Here is a 22,769-nt window from a genome sequence, read left to right as displayed (position 1 = left end):
ATCTCAGATGGCCCGTTGCTTTTCTAAAGCCAGTTTTTACGTTTGAAGTAGAGATACGGCGCCAGTCCGGCCAGAATCATCAGGCCGATAGCCGCGGGATAACCGAAGCTCCACTTCAGTTCCGGCATAAACTCGAAGTTCATCCCGTAGCTGGAAGCGACCAGCGTCGGCGGCAGAAACACTACCGAGACCACCGAGAAGATCTTGATGATGCGGTTCTGTTCGATATTGATAAAGCCCATCGCCGCCTGCATCAGGAAGTTGACCTTCTGGAACAGCGATTCGTTATGTGGCAGCAGCGATTCGATATCGCGCAGAATTTCCCGCGCCTGCTCCAGCTGATTACCCGGTAAGCGCGCTTTACGCACCAGGAAGTTCAGGGCGCGCTGAGTATCCATCAGGCAGAGACGCACCTTCCAGCCGATATCTTCCAGTTCCGCTAAGCGTGACAGCGCCTGATCGTACTCTTCGCCCTGCTGACCTTCCATGATCACCCGGCTGAGTTTCTCCAGCGCGCTGTAGATGTTCTCGATTTCATCCGCCAGCTGTTCGATTTTGGTTTCAAACAGGTCCAGCAGCAGCTCAAAGGCGTTGCCGTCGATCAGGGTCTGGTTACGGGCACGCATGCGATAGAGGCGGAAAGCGGGCAGCTCACGTTCACGCAGCGTGTAGAGGCGGCCTTCACGAATGGTGAATGCCACGGTGGAGTTACCGGCGTGATCGTCAGCATCTTCATAGAAGAAGAAGGAGTGGATATGCAGACCATCTTCATCTTCGAAGAAGCGTGCCGAGGCCTCGATATCTTCCAGCTCTGGCCGTGTTGCCAGGCTCTGGCCCAGCTCCGTTTGCACCCGGTCACGTTCGCCCTCTTCCGGCTCGATCAGATCGACCCAGACGGAGGTGGTCAGTTTGTCGTTTTCGTCTTCCAGCTCCAGTCGCGTCAGGCGGCTGTGATCCAGTTTAAATGCGCTCAGCATAGCAATACTCCCCATTGCAGACTAAATGGGACAAAGCGGTCCGCCGTTCCTTTAAAAGGAACTGGCAGCCTGAACACGGAAACAGAGTTTCAAAGATAAATCAGTGCTGACTCGCGCGACGGAATCAAAAAGGGAGGTCGCTGATAACCGCTAAGGCTACCCGCGTAAAGAGGTAGCCTTAGATGTAATGCCTGATATCCAGGTCATTGAGCCAGCATCGACTGGGCGTGTCCAAGGCATTGTCCTCTTATGATAATAGTGGGCGCATGTTACGCTGAGACGAAAAAGCCGTCAACCGCGCGCTAAAGCGTTTCCAGCTTCGCGTAAGCCGCCACCAGCCACTTGATTCCCTGCCCCTGAAACGCCACCTGCAGGCGGCTGTGCTCACCGCTGCCTTCCAGATTAATGATGGTGCCTTCGCCAAATTTTGCGTGATGAACACGCTGGCCCAGCGCGAATCCACTGTCATTTTTGGTCACCGGCGCACCCATCCGCTGATGGTTGACCGGACGGCTGACGCTGGCGCGCAGACGCACTTCTTCAATGCAGGTCTCGGGCAGTTCGCCGATAAAACGGGAAGGCCGGTGATACACTTCCTTACCATAGAGTCGGCGGGTTTCAGCGTAGGTCAGCGTCAGCTTGAGCATCGCGCGGGTCACACCGACGTACGCCAGACGACGCTCCTCTTCCAGCCGTCCACCTTCATCCAGCGACATCTGGCTCGGAAACATCCCCTCTTCCATACCGACGATAAAGACCTGACTGAACTCCAGCCCTTTGGCCGAGTGCAGCGTCATCAGCTGAACCGCATCCTGCCATTTGTCTGCCTGACCTTCGCCCGCTTCCAGCGCCGCATGGGATAAGAAGGCCTGCAGCGGCATCAGATCTTCATCTTCATCCTGATAGCTGAACTGACGCGTTGCCGTCACCAGCTCCTCAAGGTTTTCGATACGCGCCTGACCCTTTTCGCCTTTTTCCTGCTCATACATCAGCCACAGGCCGGAGTCTTTGATAACCCGGTCGGTCTGAACATGCAGCGGTAATTCGGCGGTTTCGGTAGCCAGTGAATCGACCAGCTCACAGAAGCGTTGCAGCGCAGACGCGGCGCGGCCAGCCAGTGCGCGACTTTGCAGCAGTTCGCGCGTGGCCTGCCACAGCGTCATCTGACGTTCACGCGCCGTCTGACGCACCACGTCGAGCGTGCGATCGCCCACGCCGCGCGTCGGGGTATTCACTACGCGCTCAAAGGCGGCGTCGTCATTGCGGTTCGCCATCAGACGCAGATAGGAGAGCGCATCTTTGATCTCCTGACGTTCGAAGAAGCGCATGCCGCCATAAATACGGTACGGCATACTGCTCTGCAGCAGCGCCTCTTCCAGCACGCGCGACTGGGCGTTGCTGCGATAGAGAATGGCGCAGTCGTTGAGCGCACCGCCGTTCTCCATCCAGACCTTGATGCGGTTGACCACGAAGCGCGCTTCATCCAGCTCATTAAAGGCGCAGTAGATAGAGATCGGTTCGCCATCGCTGCCTTCGGTCCAGAGCTCTTTACCCAGACGGCCATTGTTATTGGCGATCAGGGCGTTAGCCGCTTTCAGAATGTTATTGGTTGAGCGGTAGTTCTGCTCCAGACGGATCGTTTCTGCACCAGGGAAATCCTGCAGGAAGCGCTGAATATTCTCGACCTGTGCGCCGCGCCAGCCGTAGATCGACTGGTCATCATCGCCCACGATGATCACCCGGCCGCTGTCGCCCGCCAGCATCCGAATCCAGGCGTACTGAATGTTGTTGGTATCCTGAAACTCATCCACCAGCACGTTGGTAAAGCGTTCGCGGTAGTGATTGAGGATATGCGGCTTGTTGAGCCAGAGTTCATGGGCGCGCAGCAGCAGCTCGGCGAAGTCGACTAAACCGGCGCGATCGCAGGCTTCCTGATAGGCCTGATAGATGCGCAGCCAGGTCTGCTCAATCGGATTGCCATAGCTTTCAATGTGCTTTGGCCGCAGGCCTTCATCTTTTTTGCCGTTGATGTACCACATGCCCTGACGCGCAGGCCACTGCTTGTCATCAAGGTTCATTGATTTAATCAGGCGCTTGAGCAGACGCAGCTGGTCTTCGCTGTCGAGGATCTGAAAATCCTGCGGCAGACCGGCGTCAAGATGGTGGGCGCGCAGTAAACGGTGCGCCAGACCGTGGAAAGTCCCGATCCACATCCCGCCCTGGCTGGTGCCGATCAGATGCTCGATACGGTGACGCATCTCCGCGGCTGCTTTATTGGTAAAGGTCACCGCCATAATCGAATAGGGTGAGCAGTTCTCTACTGACATCAGCCACGCAATGCGATGCACCAGCACCCGCGTTTTACCACTGCCCGCACCTGCCAGCACCAGCAGGTTACTGCGCGGAGCCGCAACGGCCGCGCGCTGATTGTCATTCAAACCGTCGAGCAGTTCAGAAACGTCCATAAGCACCGTTTACCAGAGAAAAACGCCGTCGCCGCGTTGTTTATTCCGCCTGCCGCAAGGCAGTGTCACGGCCAGTCAGGCGGCGACACAGATGCCGGATAAGGGACGGCGGCAAAGCAGAGAAGAGGAGACGACTGGATAAATTTACAGCCATTATAGCAGTGAGGTGAGTGATGCCAACCGCGAAATTTCGACATGCGGCAACAGGCGCGCATCCGGGATATGCATCAGGTTACCCTGTCGCAGGTTAATCCAGCAGGCCTGCATGCCGCAGCGCAGTGAGCCGGCGACATCGGTAGTCAGGTCGTCGCCCACATGCAGAATGTGTTGTGGCGCGATATCAAGGCGTTGCGCGGCAAGCTGATACATATCCTGCCACGGCTTGGCGCGCCCGTCAGGTCCGGCCCGCAGCGTGAACTGAAAGTATTCAGCGATGCCCATTTTTTCCGGGCTGGCGTTGCCGTTGGTGACTGCCACCAGCGGGATTTTTTCCGCCAGCGCCTTCAGCGTCTGATGCGTCTCATCCGGCATCTCGACCTGACTCCGCCACTGATGGAACACCGCCATGACCCCTGCCGCGCCCGCGGTCGCTTCCGCAGCAGAGAGGCCGATATTGAGCATCGCCAGCTCTACCGAACGGCGTCGCCACTCTGAAACGTCATGATAGATTTCTGGCTCACGCTGCAGCAATTCATCGCGCAACTGCTGATAATTCTGCGGCGTGAAGTCACGCAGCGCCGGATGAAAAGCCTGCAAAGCGGCGTGAGACTCCAGCGTGGTGCGACGGATCACCGGGTAGTTATCGTAGAGCGTGTCATCAAGGTCGAAGGTCATGGCTTTAATGGCCGATAGCGGACGATAAAACTTCATTCGTTCTTTCCTCGTTTGGCGCGGGGATGCGCAGCGTCATACACCGAAGCCAGATGCTGGAAGTCGAGATGGGTATAGATCTGGGTCGTCGAGAGGTTCGCATGCCCCAGCAACTCCTGTACGGCGCGCAGGTCGCCGCTGGATTCCAGCAGATGCGTGGCAAAAGAGTGCCGCAGCTTATGCGGATGGATATGGCTCGCCACACCCTGTCTGACGCCCCATTCGGCAAAGCGTTTCTGCACGTTACGGGGCGAGATGCGGTTGCCGCGCGTCGACAGGAACAGCGCATCATCCTGGCCGCCGAAGGTTTCACGCAGCGGCAGCCAGTGCTGGATCCAGGTGACCGCCGTGCGGCCAATCGGCACCCGGCGCTCTTTGCTGCCCTTGCCCACGACCCACACTTCGCCGGAATCGAGGTCGACGTGGCGGCAATCCATATTCACCAGCTCGGAGAGACGCAGCCCGCCGCCATACATCACTTCCAGCATCGCGCGATCGCGCACCGCCAGCGGATCGTTAAGGTCGATCTCCAGCAGCTGATTCACTTCATCCACATCGATATTCTTAGGCAGATGGCGCGCTTTACGCGGCGTCATCACCCCTTTGGCCGGATTAGCGGAGAGCAAACCCTGGCTTACCTGCCAGTCGAGAAAACTGCGCAGGGCGGAGAGGCGCAGCGCGAGGCTGCTGGCTGAGAGTCCGGCGCGACGGCTGCGCGCCGCCATGCTACGCACCTGCGCCGGTTCCAGCTGTGCCCAGCTGCCGAGCTTCATCTCATCCGCAATTGCCACCAGCGCGGCAAGCTGGCGCGCATAGCTGCTCTGGGTTAACGGACTCAGCTGGCGCTCCACTTTCAGGTAGCGCAGAAATCCGTCGACGGCCTCCTGCAGCGCGCTGCTCATGCGCGCTCAACCCAGCGGGAAAGCAGGCCAGGCATCATCTGTGAAAGATGCTGCAACAGCAACGTCCCCATGCCCGACTGATAGTGCTGGCTGTCACGACTGCTGAACACCAGCACGCCGAGATCGCCCTCTTCGCCCATCAGCGACATCGCAACCGAACCAATTGCTTTGGCCTGTGGCAGCAGCAGCAGCAGTTCCGGCCCATTGATATTACCGAGATAGTGGTGCTGGTTGCCGAAACGCTGAATACGCAGCGGCTCAAACGCCTGACGCGACAGGCTCAGCTGGAAGAAATCGGAGGGGGCACCCAGCAGCCATTTGTCGCTGAACAGCCGCACATTGGCACCCGCCAGGCCCAGCTCACGCGCCCAGCGATGCAGACGGTTGAGCATATCCTGCAGCGAATCAGCCGCGGCCAGATGACTTTCCAGCGACAGCAAACGGTCAAACAGCTCATGGTTCGCGCTGGCCTGCTCCATCAGCAGTGTGATCTCTTCTTCCAGCCGCTGAATGTGGTTGCGTTGCCGCGCCATATGCCACTCGACCAGGGACACACTGCCGCGCACCGGATGCGGCACCGCCATCTGTTCAACTTCACGGGCATTACGGATGAAGAAATCGGGATTCTGCCGCAGATAATCACTGACGGCCTGATCGTCCAGCAGAACCGAACTGTCAGCCTGCTCTTCGATATTTTTCATAGATGAATAAACCCATCGTAGACGTGTGTCGCAGGCCCGGTCATATAGAGCGGCTGACCGGCGCCTTTCCAGGAGATATGCAGCGTCCCGCCAGGCAGATCGACACGCACTTTCGGTGCCAGAATGCCCTGCTGAATGCCACATGCAACGGCAGCACAGGCGCCGCTGCCGCACGCCTGCGTTTCACCCGCTCCGCGTTCGTAGACGCGCAGCCGGATATGTTCGGGATTAATGATCTCCATAAAACCGACATTGACGCGATCCGGGAAGCGCTCGTGGCTCTCCAGAATCGGGCCAAGCAGTTCAACCTGCGCGGTTTTAACACTTTCAACCTGGATGACGCAGTGAGGATTTCCCATCGACACCGCACCCAGCATCACCGTCTGTTCGGCCACGCGCAGCAGATAGAGATTTTCAGCTTTGTTAGCGCGGAACGGCACCTGCTGAGGCTCAAAGTTGGGCTCACCCATGTTCACGCGCACGTGGTCATCAGGCGTCACGGTGAGGACCATGCGGCCATTCTGGGTACTGACCCGGATATCGCTTTTGTTGGTCAGCCCTTTCAGCTGAACAAAGCGGGCAAAACAGCGCGCACCGTTACCGCACTGGGCCACTTCACTGCCGTCAGCGTTGAAAATGCGATAGTGAAAATCGAGATCGGGATCGTAAGGCGGTTCAACAATCAGCAGCTGATCGAAACCGATCCCCAGATGACGATCGGCCAGCCGGCGGATCAGTTCCGGCGAAAAGAAGACGTTTTGTGTCACCGCATCCACAACCATAAAATCGTTGCCGAGACCGTGCATTTTGGAGAACTGCATTTTTTGCTCCGCCGGATAAGCCATCAGATTAGTTCGCTTTTACGCCTGAATTGCCGGTCACCAGCCCGCCGACATCGGCTTTAGTGGCATCCGCTTTCTGGCGTTCGGTTGGGGCTTGTTGTTTCTTCGGCTGGTCCTTCGGCGGGAAGTAGAGCGGTCCTTTCAGACCACAACCTGCAAGGCTGATTACTGCCAGTGTCATGGCCAACAGGCTTATTACTTTCTTCATTCTTTATGCTCTTAATGTCCTTTACCTGGATGCTTATCATCGCAGTTGAAGGTGGAAAAGCAACAGGAAATCCCCGCAAATAGCGTGAACCGGGTGACAGGCCAGGAAGATAGCGGCCACCTGCAGAGCGCAGGCAGCCCGTCAGCATCAATGCACCTGATAGCGCGGTTGATAGTCGCTGTTGTCGTTGTCAGGCTGCGTTGTACAGAGCTGCGTCAGCGTCTGACTCCGGAACGGGATCACCTGGAATCGCTCACCGGTGTTCACAATCTGGTAGAACTGCGGCAGGTTGAAGTTGATAAAGCTTGAGCCATAGGTAAAGCGATCGTGTGACGAGGAGTAGAAGCGGCTGACGTCGCGCACCAGCTCCTCTTTGCTGCCTTCACAGTGATGATAAACCTCAACCCGATTGCTCTCATCGAGGATATAGATGTTGAAGCCGCGCTCATCCGTGGTGTTTTCAAAGAAGAACTGAATGATGCCTTCGCTGGCATAGCCGTTCACTACCGGTGGCAGCGGCGTCTGATTCGTTTCGACTTTGATCGACAACCCATGCAGCTTGTTATTGGAGATCGCGCCATAAAATTCTACCGCGTTTTCCAGCTTCTGCACCGAGACGCTCATGCGTTCAAAGAACAGACCCCAGGTCTCACCCGCCATGCGCAGCGCTTTAAAGCGGCCCGGCTCCTGACGCGTGCTGGAGAGGCGCAGCTCAATGCATTCAGAGACCAGCTGCTGGACGCGCGTGCGAATCAGCCCGCGCAGATGCTGGCTGTAGCAGAACACTTCTACCGTATCCGGCGGTGCGGCATCCTGATGCATCTTGCCGAGAATAGTTTTCAGCCCTTCGATCATCGCCTGTTCGCCGCTGAAGTGCAGCGTACGCACTTCATTCCAGGAGTTGCGATAGAGCAGATCGATGCTGCCAATCAGGCACTGCTGCTGCTGACCAAAACTAAAGACATCCAGTTTGCGGAAGTCGAAGTGCACCACCTGATTGCGGAAGGCCGCCGTCGGATCGTGCTCAAGGTTAACGATAATCGCGAGGTGCCGGATTTCGCACGGGCTGTAGAGCGCTTTTGGCGTCGGCGAAGGGAGACGCAGCGGGAAATGGCTGGAAACATCGTTGACCAGTTCCTGAAGACGCGCCAGATCGCAGGTCTCATTGCCTTTAATATGCAGCCGGGTTTTGCGGGTCAGCAGACCATTAAACCAGGCCCACGCCACCAGCTTGTTCAGGTAGCGGTTATATTCCAGCGGCTGATGGCTGATGATCGAATCCATGTCTGGTGCCTGGTTATAGAGATACCAGCCGGAACGGTTAGCGCGGCCAGGCGGCACATGAATAAAGGTCAGATTCGGTTCAGAAAGATCGGGCGAAATCTGTGGATTCACCAGCGTCACTTTGCCCGGCAGCGCTTCAAACGCGGCATACAGTTTACGGGTCAATACACCGATATCCTGCGGGCTGGCGCTGACGCTTAAGTTATTGCGACGGGCAAAGCGGATCAGGTTGCGATAACTCTGCATCATCGCATCCAGCAATTCGTTATGGGCTTCGCGCACCCGCTCGATTTTCCACCCGGCACGGTTGTCCAGAATGGCGATCTTCTCTTCGTTCCAGCCCCACTCTTTCACCAGCTGCGATAAGATCTCGCGACGCCAGCCGGTGCGTTGCTGATGATCGTCGGTGCTGAGCTTTTCACACACTTTGAGATAGAAGCAGCGACGCACCAGGTCAAGGCGCGGCTGATCGTCAACGCTGGTCAGGTAGTGCGTAACGCGCTCCAGCATCATGCAGTAAGGATCAAGTCCGAAGCAGATGATTTCGCCGTCGTGCAGGCGCTGTTTGATATCCATCGCCAGCAGCTGCGTGTTCGGGTATTCCCAGCTGTAAGCTTCCAGCAGCAGCGTTTTCAGTACGGCTTTATAAGGCGAGTCGATACTTTTATAGAGCTGCCACAGGCTGGCACCGAAATACTCTTCCGCCGACAGCGTGCCCAGGCCGCCCAGGTCAAGCCACTCATTGGGTGTCAGCACGCCTTTGGCATACAGCGACATCACGTAGTCGTCGTAATGATGCTCTTCTTCGCCCGGCACCATATTCCACAGGATGCGTTTGCCCGCCATACGAACCGCGGTACGGTAAAACTCATCCAGCAGTAAAATGTGCTGGGTTGAACCGCAATCTTCACCGCCCAGGCTGCCGCTTTCGTTGTGACGGAAGCGGTTCTCGTCAATCAGGAAGAAACTGACTTCCACGCCCATTGAGACGCACCACTTCTGCAACAGCGTGCATTTGCGCTGCAGATTCAGGCGCTCTTCATTATCGAGCCAGGATTGATGGCAGACCCAGATATCAAGATCGGAGATGCTGTTCTGGCCGACAGACGAGGTGCTGCCCATAGAGTAGATAGCGGTGATCGGCATTTCACCTTTCGGCGCATCGGCATGGCGCAGATCGCTGTCGCCGGTGAGGTCGGCCAGCAGCTGGCGTTGATTTTCATCAGGCGTGAAGAAGCTGATGCCATGTGGAACGCTACCTTCAAGGTAACCCGGCATCTGCGGATGTTGATAATGTAATAAGGTTGGCAGCAGACTGTAGACGCGCTGAAAAGCGGGTCCCATGGCAGCCAGCGCACGATCAACGCGCAGCTGGTTGATTGCATCCAGTCTCTGTTTCAGTGTCTCAATGTAGAGGTACAAGACGTTTCGCCTGATTGTCCCAGTGTTTAAGCACCCTGTTTCCACGCTCTGCCGCTTATTAAAAGTAAAAAAGTGGGCAGATAATTGCTGGAAACGTGATCAATCTATCACTCGGCAGATTGACCGTAAAGAAAGTTGCGCTACTTAACAGTTTAGCACGTTCTTACCAGCTTCCCGCCTTTTCGGCACGGGTTGCCACGCTATGGCTTGATAAACCGGGCCTGAAACCGCACACAGGCCGTTTTCAATCCGTTGAAACTGACAGTATTCACCCAGAGATGATAGGATATTCAGTGAACGATAAAAATGGTTAACAGCATGTTAGACAAAATTTTCAGAATTGCTACAAGACAAAGCCCGCTCGCATTATGGCAGGCACATTATGTACAGCAACGACTCATGAGTGCCCATCCGGGACTGCGCGTTGAGCTGGTGCCTATGGTCACCAAAGGTGACATCATTCTTGATACGCCGCTGGCAAAAGTCGGTGGCAAAGGGCTGTTTGTCAAAGAGCTTGAGCTGGCAATGCAGGATGGCCGTGCCGATATGGCAGTGCACTCTATGAAAGATGTGCCGGTCAGTTTCCCTGAAGGTCTGGGCCTGGTGACCATCTGCGAGCGCGACGATCCGCGCGATGCGTTTGTTTCTCATCATTATGACTCCATTGATGCGCTGCCACAGGGCGCCGTTGTCGGCACCTCCAGTCTGCGTCGTCAGTGCCAGATTAGCGCGCGCCGTCCGGATCTGGTGATCCGCTCGCTGCGTGGCAACGTCGGCACCCGCCTCGGCAAACTTGATGCCGGCGAGTATGACGCGATCATTCTTGCCGTCGCCGGGCTGAAGCGTCTGGGGCTGGAAGATCGCATTCGCCAGGCATTGCCTGCCGACGTTTCCCTGCCTGCCGTGGGCCAGGGTGCGGTCGGCATTGAATGCCGTCTGGACGACACCACCTTAATCAGCCTGTTACAGGCGCTGAATCACGATGACACCGAAGTCTGTGTCAGAGCAGAACGTGCCATGAATACGCGCTTAGAGGGGGGCTGTCAGGTGCCCATCGGCAGCTTCGCGGTGCTGGAAGGCGATGAGCTCTGGCTGCGCGGCATGGTCGGCGCGCCCGATGGCCGGGTGATGGTCAGCGGAGAACGTCGTGGCCCCCGCGCGCAGGCTGAACAGATGGGCATTTCACTGGCCGATGAGCTGCTGAACGGCGGCGCGCGTGAAATCCTGAAAGAGGTCTACCAGGGGCAGCCGCCGGCATGACCATCCTGGTGACGCGCCCGGAACCCGCAGCGGCAGAGCTGGTGTCACGCCTGCATGCCCTTGGCAAACAGGCGTGGAGCCTGCCGCTAATCGAATTTGCACCGGGCGCTGACCTCGATTCCCTGCCTCACAAGCTCGCCGGACTTCGTGCTGGCGACCTCGTCTTTATTCTTTCTCAGCAGGTTATTCACTACGCTCAGCACGCGATCAAAGCATGGCCCACTGAGCTGGACTATTATGCAATTGGTCGCAGCACCGCGCTGGCGTTTCACACCGTCAGCGGACAGCAGGTGACCTGGCCTCATGCACATGAAACCAGTGAGGAATTGATCAGGATAAACACGCTTCAGCAGGTTGCCGGTAAACGTGCGCTGATTCTGCGTGGCGATCCTGGACGCGAATTGCTGGCGGAGACATTAACCCGGCGAGGTGCTGAGGTAACGTTTGCTGCCTGCTACCAGCGCTGCCAGAAGCATTATGACGGGCCGGTTGAAGGCCGCCGCTGGCGCGATCGCGGCGTCTCTGTGCTGGTGGTGACCAGCGGTGAAATGTTACAACAGCTTTTTTCGCTATTCCCCGCGGTTGATCGCGAGGAATGGCTGCTCAACTGCCGACTGATAGTCGTCAGTGAACGTTTGGCTACCCTGGCCGCAGGATTGGGTTGGCAGGATATTCAGGTAGCCGATGGTGCCGATAACGATGCGCTGCTGCGCACGTTACGCTGAACTTTAACAATGGGATGTGCCACATATGACGGAACAAAAAGACTCCTCCGCCATGGTTGAAGAAACCACCCCAGCGGTCGACCGCTCTCCTTCCAGCAACAGCACACCACCGCGTAATGCGAAAAATGGTGGCATGGTGTTGGGTGCAGTTGCGATTGTCATCGCGCTGGCGATAGGTGCGGGTTTATACCTTAACGGGAAACATCAGGCTGATTTACAGGCACAAACCAATCAGAAGCTGAGCGATCAGTTAAGCGCGTTGCAGCAGCAGGCCAGCAGCGATAAACAGCAGCTGACACAGCAACTGAGTGGCGCTGAAACTGCCCTGCAGACGGCACAGCAGCAGCAGACCGCGTCAGCAAAAGAGCTGGAAACGCTGCGTGAAAAAGTGGCTGTAATTTCTGGCAACGACGTGCGCAGCTGGCTGCTGGCACAGGCGGACTATCTGGTGAAACTGGCTGGCCGCAAACTCTGGAGCGATCAGGATGTCACTACCGCCGCTGCACTGCTGAAAAGCGCCGATGCCAGCCTGGCTGACATGAACGATCCCAGCGTAATGAATGTGCGTCGTGCGCTGACCCAGGATATCAGCAACCTCTCTTCCGTTACGCAGGTCGACTACGACGGCGTGATCCTCAAACTGAATCAGCTGTCGAATAACGTTGATAATCTGCGTCTGGCCGACAACGACAGCGATGATGCGCCGATGGACAGCGATGGCGGCGAACTCTCAGGTTCAGTGCGCGAATGGCGTCAGAATCTGGTGAAAAGCTGGCATAACTTTATGGATGACTTTATTACCATCCGCCGCCGCGATAACACCGCACAGCCGCTGCTGGCTCCGAATCAGGATGTTTACCTGCGTGAGAATATCCGCTCGCGTCTGCTGATCGCTGCGCAGGCCGTACCGCGTCATCAGGATGAGATTTATAAACAATCTATCGACACCGTGTCCGCCTGGGTTCGCGCCTGGTACGACACCAATGATGCCGCTACCAAAGCCTTCCTTGCCCAGCTGGATGAGCTAAGCCAGCAGAACATCAACATGGATCTGCCGGATAACCTGGAAAGTCAGCCGTTGCTGGAACAGCTGATGCAGACGCGCGTGCGGAACCTGTTGGCGCAACCGTCTGCCGCTGCTAATCAGCAGGGAGGCTAAGCATGCTTAAGGTATTTATCCTCTTTATCCTGCTGATTGCAGGCGTGGTGCTGGGACCGATGATTGCCGGTCATCAGGGCTACGTGCTGATTCAGACTGATAACTGGAATATCGAAACCAGCGTCACCGGCCTGGTGATTATCCTTATCATCAGCCTGCTGGTGATTCTGGCGGTGGAATGGCTGCTGCGCCGCGTGCTGCACACCGGGGCGCGTACCCGCGGCTGGTTTACCGGCCGTAAACGCCGTCGCGCCCAGCGTCATACTCAGTCTGCGCTGATGAAGCTGGCAGAAGGCGATCACCGTCAGGTGGAGAAACTGCTGTCTAAAGATGCCGATCACGCCGATGTACCGGTAGCGAACTACCTGCTGGCCGCGGAAGCCGCCCAGCAGCGTGGCGATGAGATCCGTGCTAATCAGCACCTTGAACGTGCTGCTGAGCTGTCCGAAAGCAATACCATTCCGGTTGAAATTGCCCGCGCTCGTATTCAGCTGGCCCGTAACGAAGATCATGCGGCGCGGCACAGCATTGACCGTCTGCTGGAAGTGGCGCCGCGTCACCCTGAAGTGCTGCGCCTGGCCGAACAGGCGTACGTCCGTACGGGTGCCTGGAGTGCATTGCTGGATATTCTGCCTGCTATGCAGAAGGCGCAGGTCGGTGATGAGCTGCATCGTGAAGCGTTACAGCAGCAGGCCTGGCTGGGTCTGATGAATCAGGCAATGGCCGATCAGGGCAGTGATGGCCTGAAGCGCTGGTGGAGCACGCTGAGCCGCAAAACCCGTCAGGATACGACCCTGCAGGTGGCAATGGCGGATCATCTGATTGAATGCAACGATCACGACACTGCACAGTCGATCGTGCTGGAAGGCCTCAAGCGTCATTATGACGATCGTCTGGTGCTTCTGATGCCGCGCATCAAAAGCGGTAATCCGGAAGCGCTGGAGAAAGCATTACGCCAGCAGATCAAACAGCATGGCGCAACGCCGTTGCTGCACAGTACGCTGGGACAGTTGCTGATGCGTCATGGTGAATGGCAGCAGGCAGCCGATGCGCTGCAGCAGGCGCTGGCACAGCGTCCGGATGCGTTCGATTATGCGTGGCTGGCGGATGTTTATGATCGTCTGCATCGTCCGGAAGAGGCCGCGAAGATGCGCCGTGAAGGATTGCTGCTGACGCTGAAGAATAACCCCAACGTCTGATGCGGTTGTCATACAGGTTAAAGCCGGGCTTGCCCGGCTTTTTTGTGCCCGCAATCTGCCGCCCTATTCTTACACGCAAAAAAACACCTGCCATTGGCAGGTGTAAGATCAGGTCGGTAAGACAACCGGGAGGTACCTGACTCAACGTGGTGTCTGTTAACCCTGTAAGGCTTTCGCGATACAGGCAGGCAGACAACAGGTACCTAAAATTGGCTCTGCATCATTCCCAGGTTTATGTAGCATCAGCAAACATAAGAGGTGGAATGAGCATCTACAGCAGAAGTATTGCACAAGCCGTGCCAGGTTAAGGTTTATTTTTAAAATAACTATAAATCAATGCCTTAAACAGATCGATAAGTCTGGTCATAGCGGGATATGGCATGAAGTGTCGGTATCAGGCGACAGCTGGCATTTTCTCTGTCTCTGGATGGAGAAAGCAAGGTAATTCTTACGGTGATTTCAACAATAACAATGGTTTATTTGTCTGCGATTCACGACGTTGCTTAGACTATTGGCCAAATCAAGGCAGAGTGATTCCGCAGCAATGAAGAAGCTCAACGCGCAGGGAACACGGGCAGAGGAGGAAAGCGTCCCACCGCCCGGAAAAAAACGCCGGGAGCGTTTTTGAACAACGCCAAGCGTTGGCCCGGATACGGGCGCACCTCAAGGATGAGGTGCGTAATCGCGTGGGCCGAGCGGCCATGGATGGCTCAAGCGACTTTCCGATCTGACCGTGTTCCCTTCGCAGGCTCAGATTTACAGCAAACTTATCTCGCCGTACCTGCCTAAACCCTCTGCAAAGGTCCTCACCCACTTTTCTACAGACGAAAAAAAACCTGTCTTTTCAGACAGGTTTCTAAAAATGGTCGGCGAGAGAGGATTACACTGCTCTGCGAGCAGCGCCCTGCGGGCCGTTGCTGAAGCAACGTTGTCTCGCTACGCTCGACTCAAACCTCCTCTGTCGGTTCTCATCCTCTTTCTACAGACGAAAAAAAACCTGTCTTTTCAGACAGGTTTCTAAAAATGGTCGGCGAGAGAGGATTCGAACCTCCGACCCACTGGTCCCAAACCAGTTGCGCTACCAAGCTGCGCTACTCGCCGATTTTTTTAACTGTTTTGCCTGGTGCGAAGAGAGGGACTTGAACCCTCACGTCCGTTAGGACACTAACACCTGAAGCTAGCGCGTCTACCAATTCCGCCACCTTCGCGTTTCCCAGCAAAATCTGGGGTGGCTAATGGGACTCGAACCCACGACAACTGGAATCACAATCCAGGGCTCTACCAACTGAGCTATAGCCACCACTATTCTTAATGTTACAGGTTTAAAACCTGCAGCATTTAAATCTTTACTGCCAACCGCGGTAAATCAACCACCGAAGCTCATGCGCACAAACGATATGGCGCGCCCGACAGGATTCGAACCTGAGACCTCTGCCTCCGGAGGGCAGCGCTCTATCCAGCTGAGCTACGGGCGCGTAGCGCCGTTGCGGATGTGCATACTAGAGATAAGCGCCCATCGTGTCTAGTGCTTTTTAAATAAAAAGACGCGTTTGATTACGCTTTGTGCATTTCGTCGACAAATAGTACATTTCCACTCTCGTAATGCCTGAAAATGCGGCATTTATCAGCAATATCAGAGATCGCCGCGCCAGTGATAGCGCAAATATTTAAGCAGTTTTAATTGCCTGCGCAGGCGGCTCGGCTGCCGAATCAGACGATAGAGCCACTCCAGCCCCAGCCGCTGCCAGATTTTGGGCGCGCGCTTCACATGGCCGGTGAAAACATCGTAGGTTCCGCCCACGCCCATATAGAGGGCATCCGGCCAGTACGCACGGCACGCCAGCATCAGCAGCTCCTGACGTGGCGAGCCCAGCGCGACGGTCACCAGCTTCGCACCGCTGGCCGCAATCCGGGCAAACAGCGCATCCTGCTCGGCTGGCGCAAAATAGCCATCCTGGGCACCGACAATATTTACATTCCACTGACGACGTAGCTTATCGCAGGTTTCATCCAGCACCTGCTGGCGACCGCCGATAAGAAACACCGGCGTCCCTTCACGCCCGGCGCGTTCCATCAGCGCTTCCCATAAATCAGCACCCGCAATGCGCTGCACTGACGCCTGCGGATACTTTTTACGAATCGAGCGCACGATGCTGATGCCATCGGCATACGCATATTCCGCCTGCGCTAACAGCGCGCGCAATCCTTCATCCCGCTCAGCGGTCAGGATCTTCTCCGCATTGATGGCCACTAAAATACCGCTGCGGACGCTCTGCGGCGGCATCAGAAAATTCACTGCCGACGGTATATTTTCGAAGCCATACAAATCAACGCCGCGAATACGGTACTGCGGCGTCTCAGTTAACGTTGTCATATCTTCCGTCAATCCCAGAGGTTAATCAGAGCGGGCTGTGCAACACCCGCCTGCTGCGGTCGCGAATCAAACCTGCGCGATCCAGTAACCAGAAAAGTAATTTAGCCATGCCCAGACAGGCAGCAAAAATAAGGCAGAAAAACACTACTCGTGAGCCGAACGCATCAAGACCTTCGCGGGCCAGTACGATCATGTTAAACACTGCGCCAAAACAGAAGCTTTGCAGGATGGCACCGGTATAGCGGTTCGTCTCAAGGCAGCCACGCTGATAGATCGCATCAAAGGCTTTAATAATCATTCCTACCGCAACAGCACCAACTGGAATGGCCCAGACGCCGCCCATCACCACCAGCGACCCGATCAGCGTGGGTGAAATCGCCAGGCCCGAATGGTTATTCAGCACTTCCCATGTGAAGTAGTTGGCACTGTTCAACACCGCCAGCGGTCGATCCGGCCAGAGCCAGGTCGGAATAAACACGTAGAAATCACGCCACAGAGGTGCCAGCCCCTGAAACTCAATTTTGTCGTAGTTATCCAGCAACCTGGCGAGATTCTCCCACGGCGAGAAGGTATCACGCGTCAGATACAGGAAGGTATAGAACGCTTCATCGCCCATCACGTCGAGGTTATAGCGGCGCAGTGCCAGCCAGAACATCCCCCCAATCGCCATCACACCCGCCGTTGCCAGCATCCACAGGGTGATCCAGCCACGGGTAATCCCGATAAACAGGAACAGGGCAAACGCAATAATGATATTGGCGCGGGTTCCGCCCACCAGTGCGTAAGTCAGTAAACCAAAGGCCACGGTCACCACCAGGAACAGCAGCCAGTTACGGCGCGTCGGGCGTAAAAAGTAGGGGATCAGCATCGCCGGAATAAAGAAATAGAAGAAGCGCTTAAGCGCTACGCCCGATACTTCGCTGGAGAAAATCTGGTTATAGGCGGTCAGGCGGAACAGCAGAAAACCGTTGTGAATGAAGAACACCGTCACGGTACCCAGCGCGACCAGCGCCAGAATCACACAGGTCAGGTGGGTTTCAACCCGGTTCATCTGCAGCCAGGGCTTCGCCGGCGGCGCACCCGCCGGTTTCAGCCGCACTTTATAGCTGACGTAATAAATGGCGTAAAACGCCGTGGCCGACAGTAGCGCCTCCAGCAGATTCTCAACCGGCATTACGTCCACATTAAAACGAAACACCAGCACGGAGGTCAGCGGGAAGCCGAAGTAAAAGGTCAGCAGAAACAGCAGCGTAAAGAACAGATGGAAGTTAAAACGAACGCGCTTAAACTCCCGCCAGGTCAGGGTCAGAATAAACACCAGCGACAGCAGATAGACCACCAGCAGGCCGCCAAACTGCATAAGACTCATGACAACTCCCCTTCGCTAAGCTGTAACGCTGTACGCCAGCCTGCCAGATAACCGGGCGCAAAGAAGGCGGTAGCCTGTTTATCACAGCGCATCAGCTGCCGGCGTGCCTCGGCGATGACTGCAGGCGACAGCGTATCTTCGCTGAACAGTACCGGAAGCTGCTGCTCTGCCACATCACGCCAGAATGGATTTTTGCGGGTCAGAACAAACGGCACGCTGGCCTGGATCAGCAGGCAGAGTGTTCCCACCCCCTGCTGGCGTTCAAACATAAAATAACCGACATGGCAGCGCGCCAGCAGGACTAAATAATCATCAAACGCCAGATTTTCACGCAGCAGATGAACCTGCCCGTTCGGGAACAGCGTCTCTGCTGCGGCCTGAACCTGGCTGATATATGCCTCATTGCCTGGCGGATAACCTAATGGGACTTCGATGCGCACCTGCTCGCCAAACTGTGCGTGAATCGCCTTTAAGCCTTCGATGTGCCGATTACTCGGATCGCCCGAATTGCCCAGCAGCAGCGTAAACGGCTCTGACGGCGCCGACTCAACGGCAGCATCTGGCATTCTGGTCGGGAAATAGAGCAGTGAACCGGGCACATGGCGATGGCGCTGCTGATAGTGATGCAGGTCACCACGGGTCGCAAAAACCTGCGCAACCCGTCCCTGTGCTATCCGGCGCACCAGATAGAACAGGCGGAACTTCAGGCTGCGCGAATCTTCATAGAGATCGGCGCCCCAGACATGCCAGAACAGCTGTGAACGGCGCAGTTTACCGCTAAGTAATGCCAGCCAGATCCACGGGTTAAACTGACCGTGACAGAAAAAACGCTGCTGCCGATTCCTGGCTCGCTGCAGTACCGCCTGCGCCAGCGCTTTCTTGCTGGCGAAACACTCGATCTGTAACGCACTGAACGGAGCCAGGCTCTCCGGCTGCTGCGTCACCACCATAAAATGGCGTGGCGAAGCCACAGGCTGCTCAACGCTGAGTACGTCGTTGAAAAAGCGCAGCACCGTAAGGTTGTGGTGGGGAATATCCGATCCCAAAACGTGAATTAAAGTCATTTTTTCCGGCAGTAAACAATGAAAGCGCCACAACACAGGGCAAAGTAAGCCATATAGGTAAACATATAGGCCTGCGCCGCACCCGTCGCGCCATGTAACGGGATCAGCCAGCGTGAGAACAGGGTCAGCAACAGAAACTGGCTGATCTCAGTCAGAACATAAAAGCGCAGCGAGGCTTTGGCGATAACCAGATATCCGAAAACATAAGCTCCGACTTTAAAAACATCGCCGCACAGCTGCCAGACAAAGAGATCGCGCATTCCGCGAAAAGCCTCAGAGAACAGCAGGCTGATGGCGAAATCGCGCAGTACCCAGACGCCAAAGCTGGCAACCGCCACGGCGGGCAGGACAAAGCGCAATGCACGGCCAATCTCACGCGCGATGTCGCGTTTGTTGTCGAGCCGCGCCAGCGTCGGCAGCAGCCAGACGCTAAACGTTGCGGTGATAAACTGCAGGTAGGCATCGGAAATGCTGGTGACGCCCTGCCACAATCCGACCTGCGCCCAGCCCTCCTGCTCTGCCAGCAGGTTACGCATCATTACCCAGGCAACCGGCAGGGTCACGGCCGTGATTAGCGCCATCAGGGTATATTTTGCCAGATTACGCGCCAGCTCAGGGTGCCACTGTGGCCGCAGCCAGCTTAGCGGCAGCGGCGCGCGGCGTTTCAGCATCAGTAGCGCAGGCAGCAGCAACAAAGCCGGCACCAGCGCCAGGCCGATCAATGCGCCCTGATAGCCGCCCAGCCACCAGCAGAGCAGATAGCCTGCCACGCCAGTCAGACTGCCGAGAATCAGCGCCAGCGCATTACCTCGCGCGTCGCGATACCCCTTCAGAAGCGCCAGGGTAAAGTTGGCCCAGGCGATGCCGAGCTGAAGAAAAGCGACGACGCGGATGACGCCCTGATAGCGGTCGTGACCAAACAGCGCGGTGCTGATGGGTGCCGCCGCCAGCAGAAACAGCAGCGCCAGTACGCCGGAAAAGCCCAGCACCATAGCCGATGCCGTGCCCACCATCGCCCGGAGTTGTCCGGGCTGCTGCTGATACTGCGCCACATAGGTGGTGACGCCGTTGAAGATGCCTGCGCCCGCCAGCACACCCAGTACGGTGATCAACTGACGGAAGTTACCCGCCTGGCCGACACCTTCGGGGCCGAAGCTGACCGCCAGCAGTTTGACCACCAGCAAACCAGACACAATTTTTATCAGCGTGGACGATGCGGTCCATACTGAGGCTCTGGCTAATGACATCAGGAAAAGAAGCTCAGCAGTGAGCTGATAACCGTGCTCTGATTATTATCCGACAGGTTATAAAACAGCGGCAGGCGCAGCAGGCGTTCACTTTCCAGCGTGGTAAAGCGGTCGTCGCCGACAAATTGCGAGAAACGCTCACCGGCAGGTGAACTGTGCAGCGGAATATAGTGGAACACCGTCAGTATCTCGGCTTCTTTCATCCAGTTGATCAGCGCCTGGCGATCGTCCTGATCGCGCAGTTTGATGTAGAACATGTGCGCATTGTGTTCACAGCTTTCGGGGATCACCGGCAGGCTGATGCGTCCCTGAGCCGCCAGCGGCTGGAGTGCGTCATAATAACGCTGCCAGATGCGTAACCGCTGCTGGTTGATGCGCTCAGCGGCTTCCAGTTGCGCCCAGAGATAGGCGGCCTGCAGATCGGCCATCAGGTAGCTCGATCCCATGTCACGCCAGGTATATTTATCGACCTGACCCCGGAAGAACTGGCTGCGGTTGGTGCCTTTTTCCCGCACGATCTCGGCGCGCTCGACCAGGCTGGCGTCGTTGATCAATGTCGCGCCACCTTCGCCACCGGCGGTGTAGTTCTTGGTTTCGTGGAAACTGAAGCAGCCAATATGACCGATGGTGCCCAGCGCGCGACCTTTGTAGCGTGACATCACGCCCTGCGCCGCATCTTCAATCACAAACAGCTTATGTTTTGCCGCCAGCGCCATAATGGTATCCATTTCACAGGCCACGCCTGCGTAATGGACCGGCACAATGGCGCGGGTTTTTTTAGTGATGGCCGCTTCGATCAGCGTTTCGTCAATGTTCATGGTATCCGGGCGCACATCGACAAACACGATGCGCGCGCCGCGCAGCACAAAGGCGTTGGCGGTTGAGACAAAGGTGTAGCTCGGCATGATCACCTCATCGCCGGGCTGCAGATCGATTAACAGCGCCGCCATCTCCAGCGAAGCGGTGCAGGAGGGCGTCAGCAGCACTTTTTTGCTGCCAAAACGCTGCTCCATCCACTGCTGACAGCGACGGGTAAATCCGCCGTCACCGCACAGCTTGCCGCTGTTCATTGCCGACTGCATATACTCAATTTCTGTGCCCACAATCGGGGGCGCATTAAATGGAATCATGACCTTTCCTGTAGAACCAGTAGGCGGTGCTGTCGAGCCGGGCACCGCTGCGTAAATAGAGGCGCATCGCCGTGAGATTACTGAGCTGGGTAGCCACCCGAAGCTGAGCCAGCTGTCTTACCCGCGCCCAGTCCGCCGCTGCCAGCAGCAGTCGCTGACCCAGCCCCTGGCCCTGCGCGTCAGGCAGCACGCCCAGCAGGCCAATGCGGGCATCGCCGTCCACTGCGCGCAGCGACACAAAACCCTGCAGCTGGCCGGTGGCATCACTGGCCACCAGGCATTGATCGTCAAACGTTCCGCGCACCGCATTCTCAATCCACTGCGCATAAAAACGGCCGCTGGCGTCTGGTGCATACCAGGGCGCGCGAAAACGACTCTGGCTGAAGAGCTGTGACGCTGCATCACGCAGCTGCGGAATTTGTGCTTCGCGCGCAATGCGAATCCCCGCCTGCCGTTCCGTCTCGTTAACCGCCAGCGCCAGGTCCGCCTCGCCTTCTGCCAGCTGAAACTGATGCTGCTGCAGTGTATCAATCAGCGCCGTCTCGCTGGCCGCAACTTTCATCTGCATCAGCGCACAGGGATGACGCAGCGCCTGCTCCAGCGGAATGTCACCTTCCGGCTCCAGCCGCACGGTCTCAACACCGAAGAATGCACTTTCCCAGCTAAGGGGATTAATACTGACGTGGACGGGCATGTAATAAATCCAGCAGGTATTGGCCGTAGCCGGTTTTTGTCAGCGCTTCACCGGCAGCACGCAGCTGGTCATCACTGAGCCAGCTGTTACGCCAGGCGATCTCTTCCAGGCAGGCAATTTTAAAGCCCTGACGTTTTTCCACCGTCTGCACAAACATGCTGGCTTCCACCAGGCTGTCGTGGGTGCCAGTATCAAGCCAGGCAAAGCCGCGTCCCAGCAGTTCGACCGTCAGCTCACCGCGCTCCAGATACATCTGGTTAATGGCGGTAATTTCCAGCTCGCCCCGCGAAGAGGGCTTAACCTGTTTTGCGAATTCGATAACCTGGTTGTCATAGAAATAGAGTCCGGTGACCGCCCAGCGCGATTTGGGCTGCTGGGGCTTCTCTTCAATCGATATCGCTTTGAAGTTATCGTCAAACTCCACCACACCGAAACGCTCCGGGTCCATAACCTGATAGCCGAACACCGTTGCGCCACGATTCTGTTCGACGACTTTCCGCAGCTTGGGACTGAAGCCCTGACCGAAATAGAGATTGTCACCCAGCACCAGGCAGCAATTGTCATCGCCGATAAAAGATTCGCCAATGATAAAGGCCTGCGCCAGCCCATCAGGACTGGGCTGCACCGCATAGCTCAGGCGTATCCCAAATTCACTGCCATCACCCAGCAGGCGTTCAAACTGTGCCCGATCTTCCGGCGTGGTGATCAACAGAATGTCGCGAATCCCCGCCAGCATCAGCACGGAAAGCGGATAGTAGATCATCGGTTTGTCGTAGACCGGCAGAAGTTGCTTTGATACTGCCCGGGTTATCGGGTGTAACCGCGTGCCCGAGCCTCCCGCTAAAATGATGCCTTTCATCACTGCTCCTTACGCGGG

General features: G+C 56.6%; 19 protein-coding genes, 4 tRNA genes and 1 other RNA gene. 4 read left to right on the top strand and 20 right to left on the bottom strand.

All coding sequences use genetic code 11. The features are described from left to right. Window positions 1-23 precede the first annotated feature (23 nt). From corA to BY447_RS11335, 8 genes are all read right to left on the bottom strand, one after another. Complete coding sequence (gene corA, locus BY447_RS11370; protein ID WP_013359692.1) at window positions 24-977, bottom strand: magnesium/cobalt transporter CorA; 954 nt, start codon at window positions 975-977, stop codon at window positions 24-26. Window positions 978-1,279: 302 nt separating this feature from the next. Beyond that, the gene (uvrD, locus tag BY447_RS11365) at window positions 1,280-3,442 is read right to left on the bottom strand and encodes a DNA helicase II (protein WP_033734817.1); all 2,163 of its coding nucleotides are present in this window, start codon (window positions 3,440-3,442) and stop codon (window positions 1,280-1,282) included. A gap of 153 nt (window positions 3,443-3,595) precedes the next feature. Beyond that, window positions 3,596-4,312, bottom strand: a complete 717-nt coding sequence (gene yigB / locus BY447_RS11360; protein WP_110331157.1) for a 5-amino-6-(5-phospho-D-ribitylamino)uracil phosphatase YigB — start codon at window positions 4,310-4,312, stop codon at window positions 3,596-3,598. Continuing rightward, window positions 4,309-5,214 carry a tyrosine recombinase XerC gene (gene xerC / locus BY447_RS11355; protein ID WP_033784424.1) on the bottom strand — a complete coding sequence of 302 codons (906 nt, stop codon included), beginning with the start codon at window positions 5,212-5,214 and terminating at the stop codon, window positions 4,309-4,311. Before xerC ends, yigB begins: the two co-directional genes overlap by 4 nt. Next, window positions 5,211-5,915, bottom strand: coding sequence for a DUF484 domain-containing protein (locus BY447_RS11350; protein ID WP_013359688.1), 705 nt, complete (start codon window positions 5,913-5,915; stop codon window positions 5,211-5,213). Before BY447_RS11350 ends, xerC begins: the two co-directional genes overlap by 4 nt. After that, window positions 5,912-6,736 carry a diaminopimelate epimerase gene (dapF, locus tag BY447_RS11345; protein WP_033734938.1) on the bottom strand — a complete coding sequence of 275 codons (825 nt, stop codon included), beginning with the start codon at window positions 6,734-6,736 and terminating at the stop codon, window positions 5,912-5,914. Before dapF ends, BY447_RS11350 begins: the two co-directional genes overlap by 4 nt. Window positions 6,737-6,764: 28 nt before the next feature. Beyond that, entirely contained in the window at window positions 6,765-6,965 is a 201-nt protein-coding gene (gene lptM, locus BY447_RS11340) for an LPS translocon maturation chaperone LptM (protein ID WP_013359686.1), read from the bottom strand. Window positions 6,966-7,112: 147 nt separating this feature from the next. Then, the gene (locus tag BY447_RS11335) at window positions 7,113-9,671 is read right to left on the bottom strand and encodes a class I adenylate cyclase (protein WP_041457156.1); all 2,559 of its coding nucleotides are present in this window, start codon (window positions 9,669-9,671) and stop codon (window positions 7,113-7,115) included. 318 nt (window positions 9,672-9,989) lie between these two features. Between BY447_RS11335 and hemC the strand changes: the two genes are divergently transcribed. Genes hemC through hemY form a run of 4 tightly spaced genes read left to right on the top strand, consistent with a single transcriptional unit; the run spans window position 9,990 to window position 14,014 of the window. Beyond that, window positions 9,990-10,931, top strand: a complete 942-nt coding sequence (gene hemC / locus BY447_RS11330; protein ID WP_110331932.1) for a hydroxymethylbilane synthase — start codon at window positions 9,990-9,992, stop codon at window positions 10,929-10,931. Next, on the top strand, window positions 10,928-11,656 hold the full coding sequence (gene hemD, locus BY447_RS11325; RefSeq protein ID WP_110331156.1) for a uroporphyrinogen-III synthase: 729 nt from the start codon (window positions 10,928-10,930) through the stop codon (window positions 11,654-11,656). Before hemC ends, hemD begins: the two co-directional genes overlap by 4 nt. A 25-nt stretch (window positions 11,657-11,681) precedes the next feature. After that, window positions 11,682-12,815, top strand: coding sequence for a uroporphyrinogen-III C-methyltransferase (gene hemX / locus BY447_RS11320; RefSeq protein WP_013359682.1), 1,134 nt, complete (start codon window positions 11,682-11,684; stop codon window positions 12,813-12,815). Window positions 12,816-12,817: 2 nt separating this feature from the next. Then, on the top strand, window positions 12,818-14,014 hold the full coding sequence (gene hemY / locus BY447_RS11315; protein WP_110331155.1) for a protoheme IX biogenesis protein HemY: 1,197 nt from the start codon (window positions 12,818-12,820) through the stop codon (window positions 14,012-14,014). Window positions 14,015-14,877: 863 nt separating this feature from the next. Here the strand turns inward: hemY and BY447_RS11310 are convergent. The 12 genes from BY447_RS11310 to rfbA form a co-directional block, all read right to left on the bottom strand. After that, a non-coding RNA gene (locus tag BY447_RS11310) (RtT sRNA) lies at window positions 14,878-15,007 on the bottom strand. A gap of 31 nt (window positions 15,008-15,038) precedes the next feature. Beyond that, window positions 15,039-15,115 (bottom strand) — tRNA-Pro (locus tag BY447_RS11305). Window positions 15,116-15,135: 20 nt separating this feature from the next. Then, a tRNA-Leu gene (locus BY447_RS11300) sits at window positions 15,136-15,222 on the bottom strand. A 16-nt stretch (window positions 15,223-15,238) separates the two neighbouring features. Beyond that, window positions 15,239-15,314, bottom strand: a tRNA-His gene (locus BY447_RS11295). Between the two features lie 98 nt (window positions 15,315-15,412). Then, window positions 15,413-15,489, bottom strand: a tRNA-Arg gene (locus BY447_RS11290). 158 nt (window positions 15,490-15,647) lie between these two features. After that, window positions 15,648-16,388 (bottom strand): lipopolysaccharide N-acetylmannosaminouronosyltransferase, encoded by a 741-nt coding sequence (gene wecG / locus BY447_RS11285; protein ID WP_110331154.1) that lies wholly within the window; start codon window positions 16,386-16,388, stop codon window positions 15,648-15,650. Between the two features lie 25 nt (window positions 16,389-16,413). Next, window positions 16,414-17,757, bottom strand: a complete 1,344-nt coding sequence (wzyE, locus tag BY447_RS11280) for an ECA oligosaccharide polymerase (RefSeq protein WP_110331153.1) — start codon at window positions 17,755-17,757, stop codon at window positions 16,414-16,416. Continuing rightward, a complete protein-coding gene (locus BY447_RS11275) occupies window positions 17,754-18,821 on the bottom strand; it encodes a TDP-N-acetylfucosamine:lipid II N-acetylfucosaminyltransferase (RefSeq protein ID WP_110331152.1) in 1,068 nt (355 codons plus the stop codon). Before BY447_RS11275 ends, wzyE begins: the two co-directional genes overlap by 4 nt. Next, entirely contained in the window at window positions 18,818-20,068 is a 1,251-nt protein-coding gene (wzxE, locus tag BY447_RS11270) for a lipid III flippase WzxE (protein WP_033784418.1), read from the bottom strand. The genes BY447_RS11275 and wzxE overlap by 4 nt, the downstream gene beginning before the upstream one ends. Beyond that, window positions 20,068-21,198, bottom strand: a complete 1,131-nt coding sequence (gene rffA / locus BY447_RS11265; protein WP_110331151.1) for a dTDP-4-amino-4,6-dideoxygalactose transaminase — start codon at window positions 21,196-21,198, stop codon at window positions 20,068-20,070. The genes wzxE and rffA overlap by 1 nt, the downstream gene beginning before the upstream one ends. Continuing rightward, window positions 21,185-21,892 carry a dTDP-4-amino-4,6-dideoxy-D-galactose acyltransferase gene (gene rffC, locus BY447_RS11260; protein ID WP_095706405.1) on the bottom strand — a complete coding sequence of 236 codons (708 nt, stop codon included), beginning with the start codon at window positions 21,890-21,892 and terminating at the stop codon, window positions 21,185-21,187. Before rffC ends, rffA begins: the two co-directional genes overlap by 14 nt. Continuing rightward, on the bottom strand, window positions 21,870-22,751 hold the full coding sequence (gene rfbA, locus BY447_RS11255) for a glucose-1-phosphate thymidylyltransferase RfbA (protein ID WP_008926428.1): 882 nt from the start codon (window positions 22,749-22,751) through the stop codon (window positions 21,870-21,872). The genes rffC and rfbA overlap by 23 nt, the downstream gene beginning before the upstream one ends. Window positions 22,752-22,769: the final 18 nt, after the last annotated feature.

It is taken from the genome of Pantoea sp. JKS000250 (assembly GCF_003201065.1).
GTDB lineage: Bacteria > Pseudomonadota > Gammaproteobacteria > Enterobacterales > Enterobacteriaceae > Pantoea > Pantoea vagans.
Note: the sequence above shows the minus strand (reverse complement) of the source record. Positions and strands in the feature narration are given on the sequence as shown.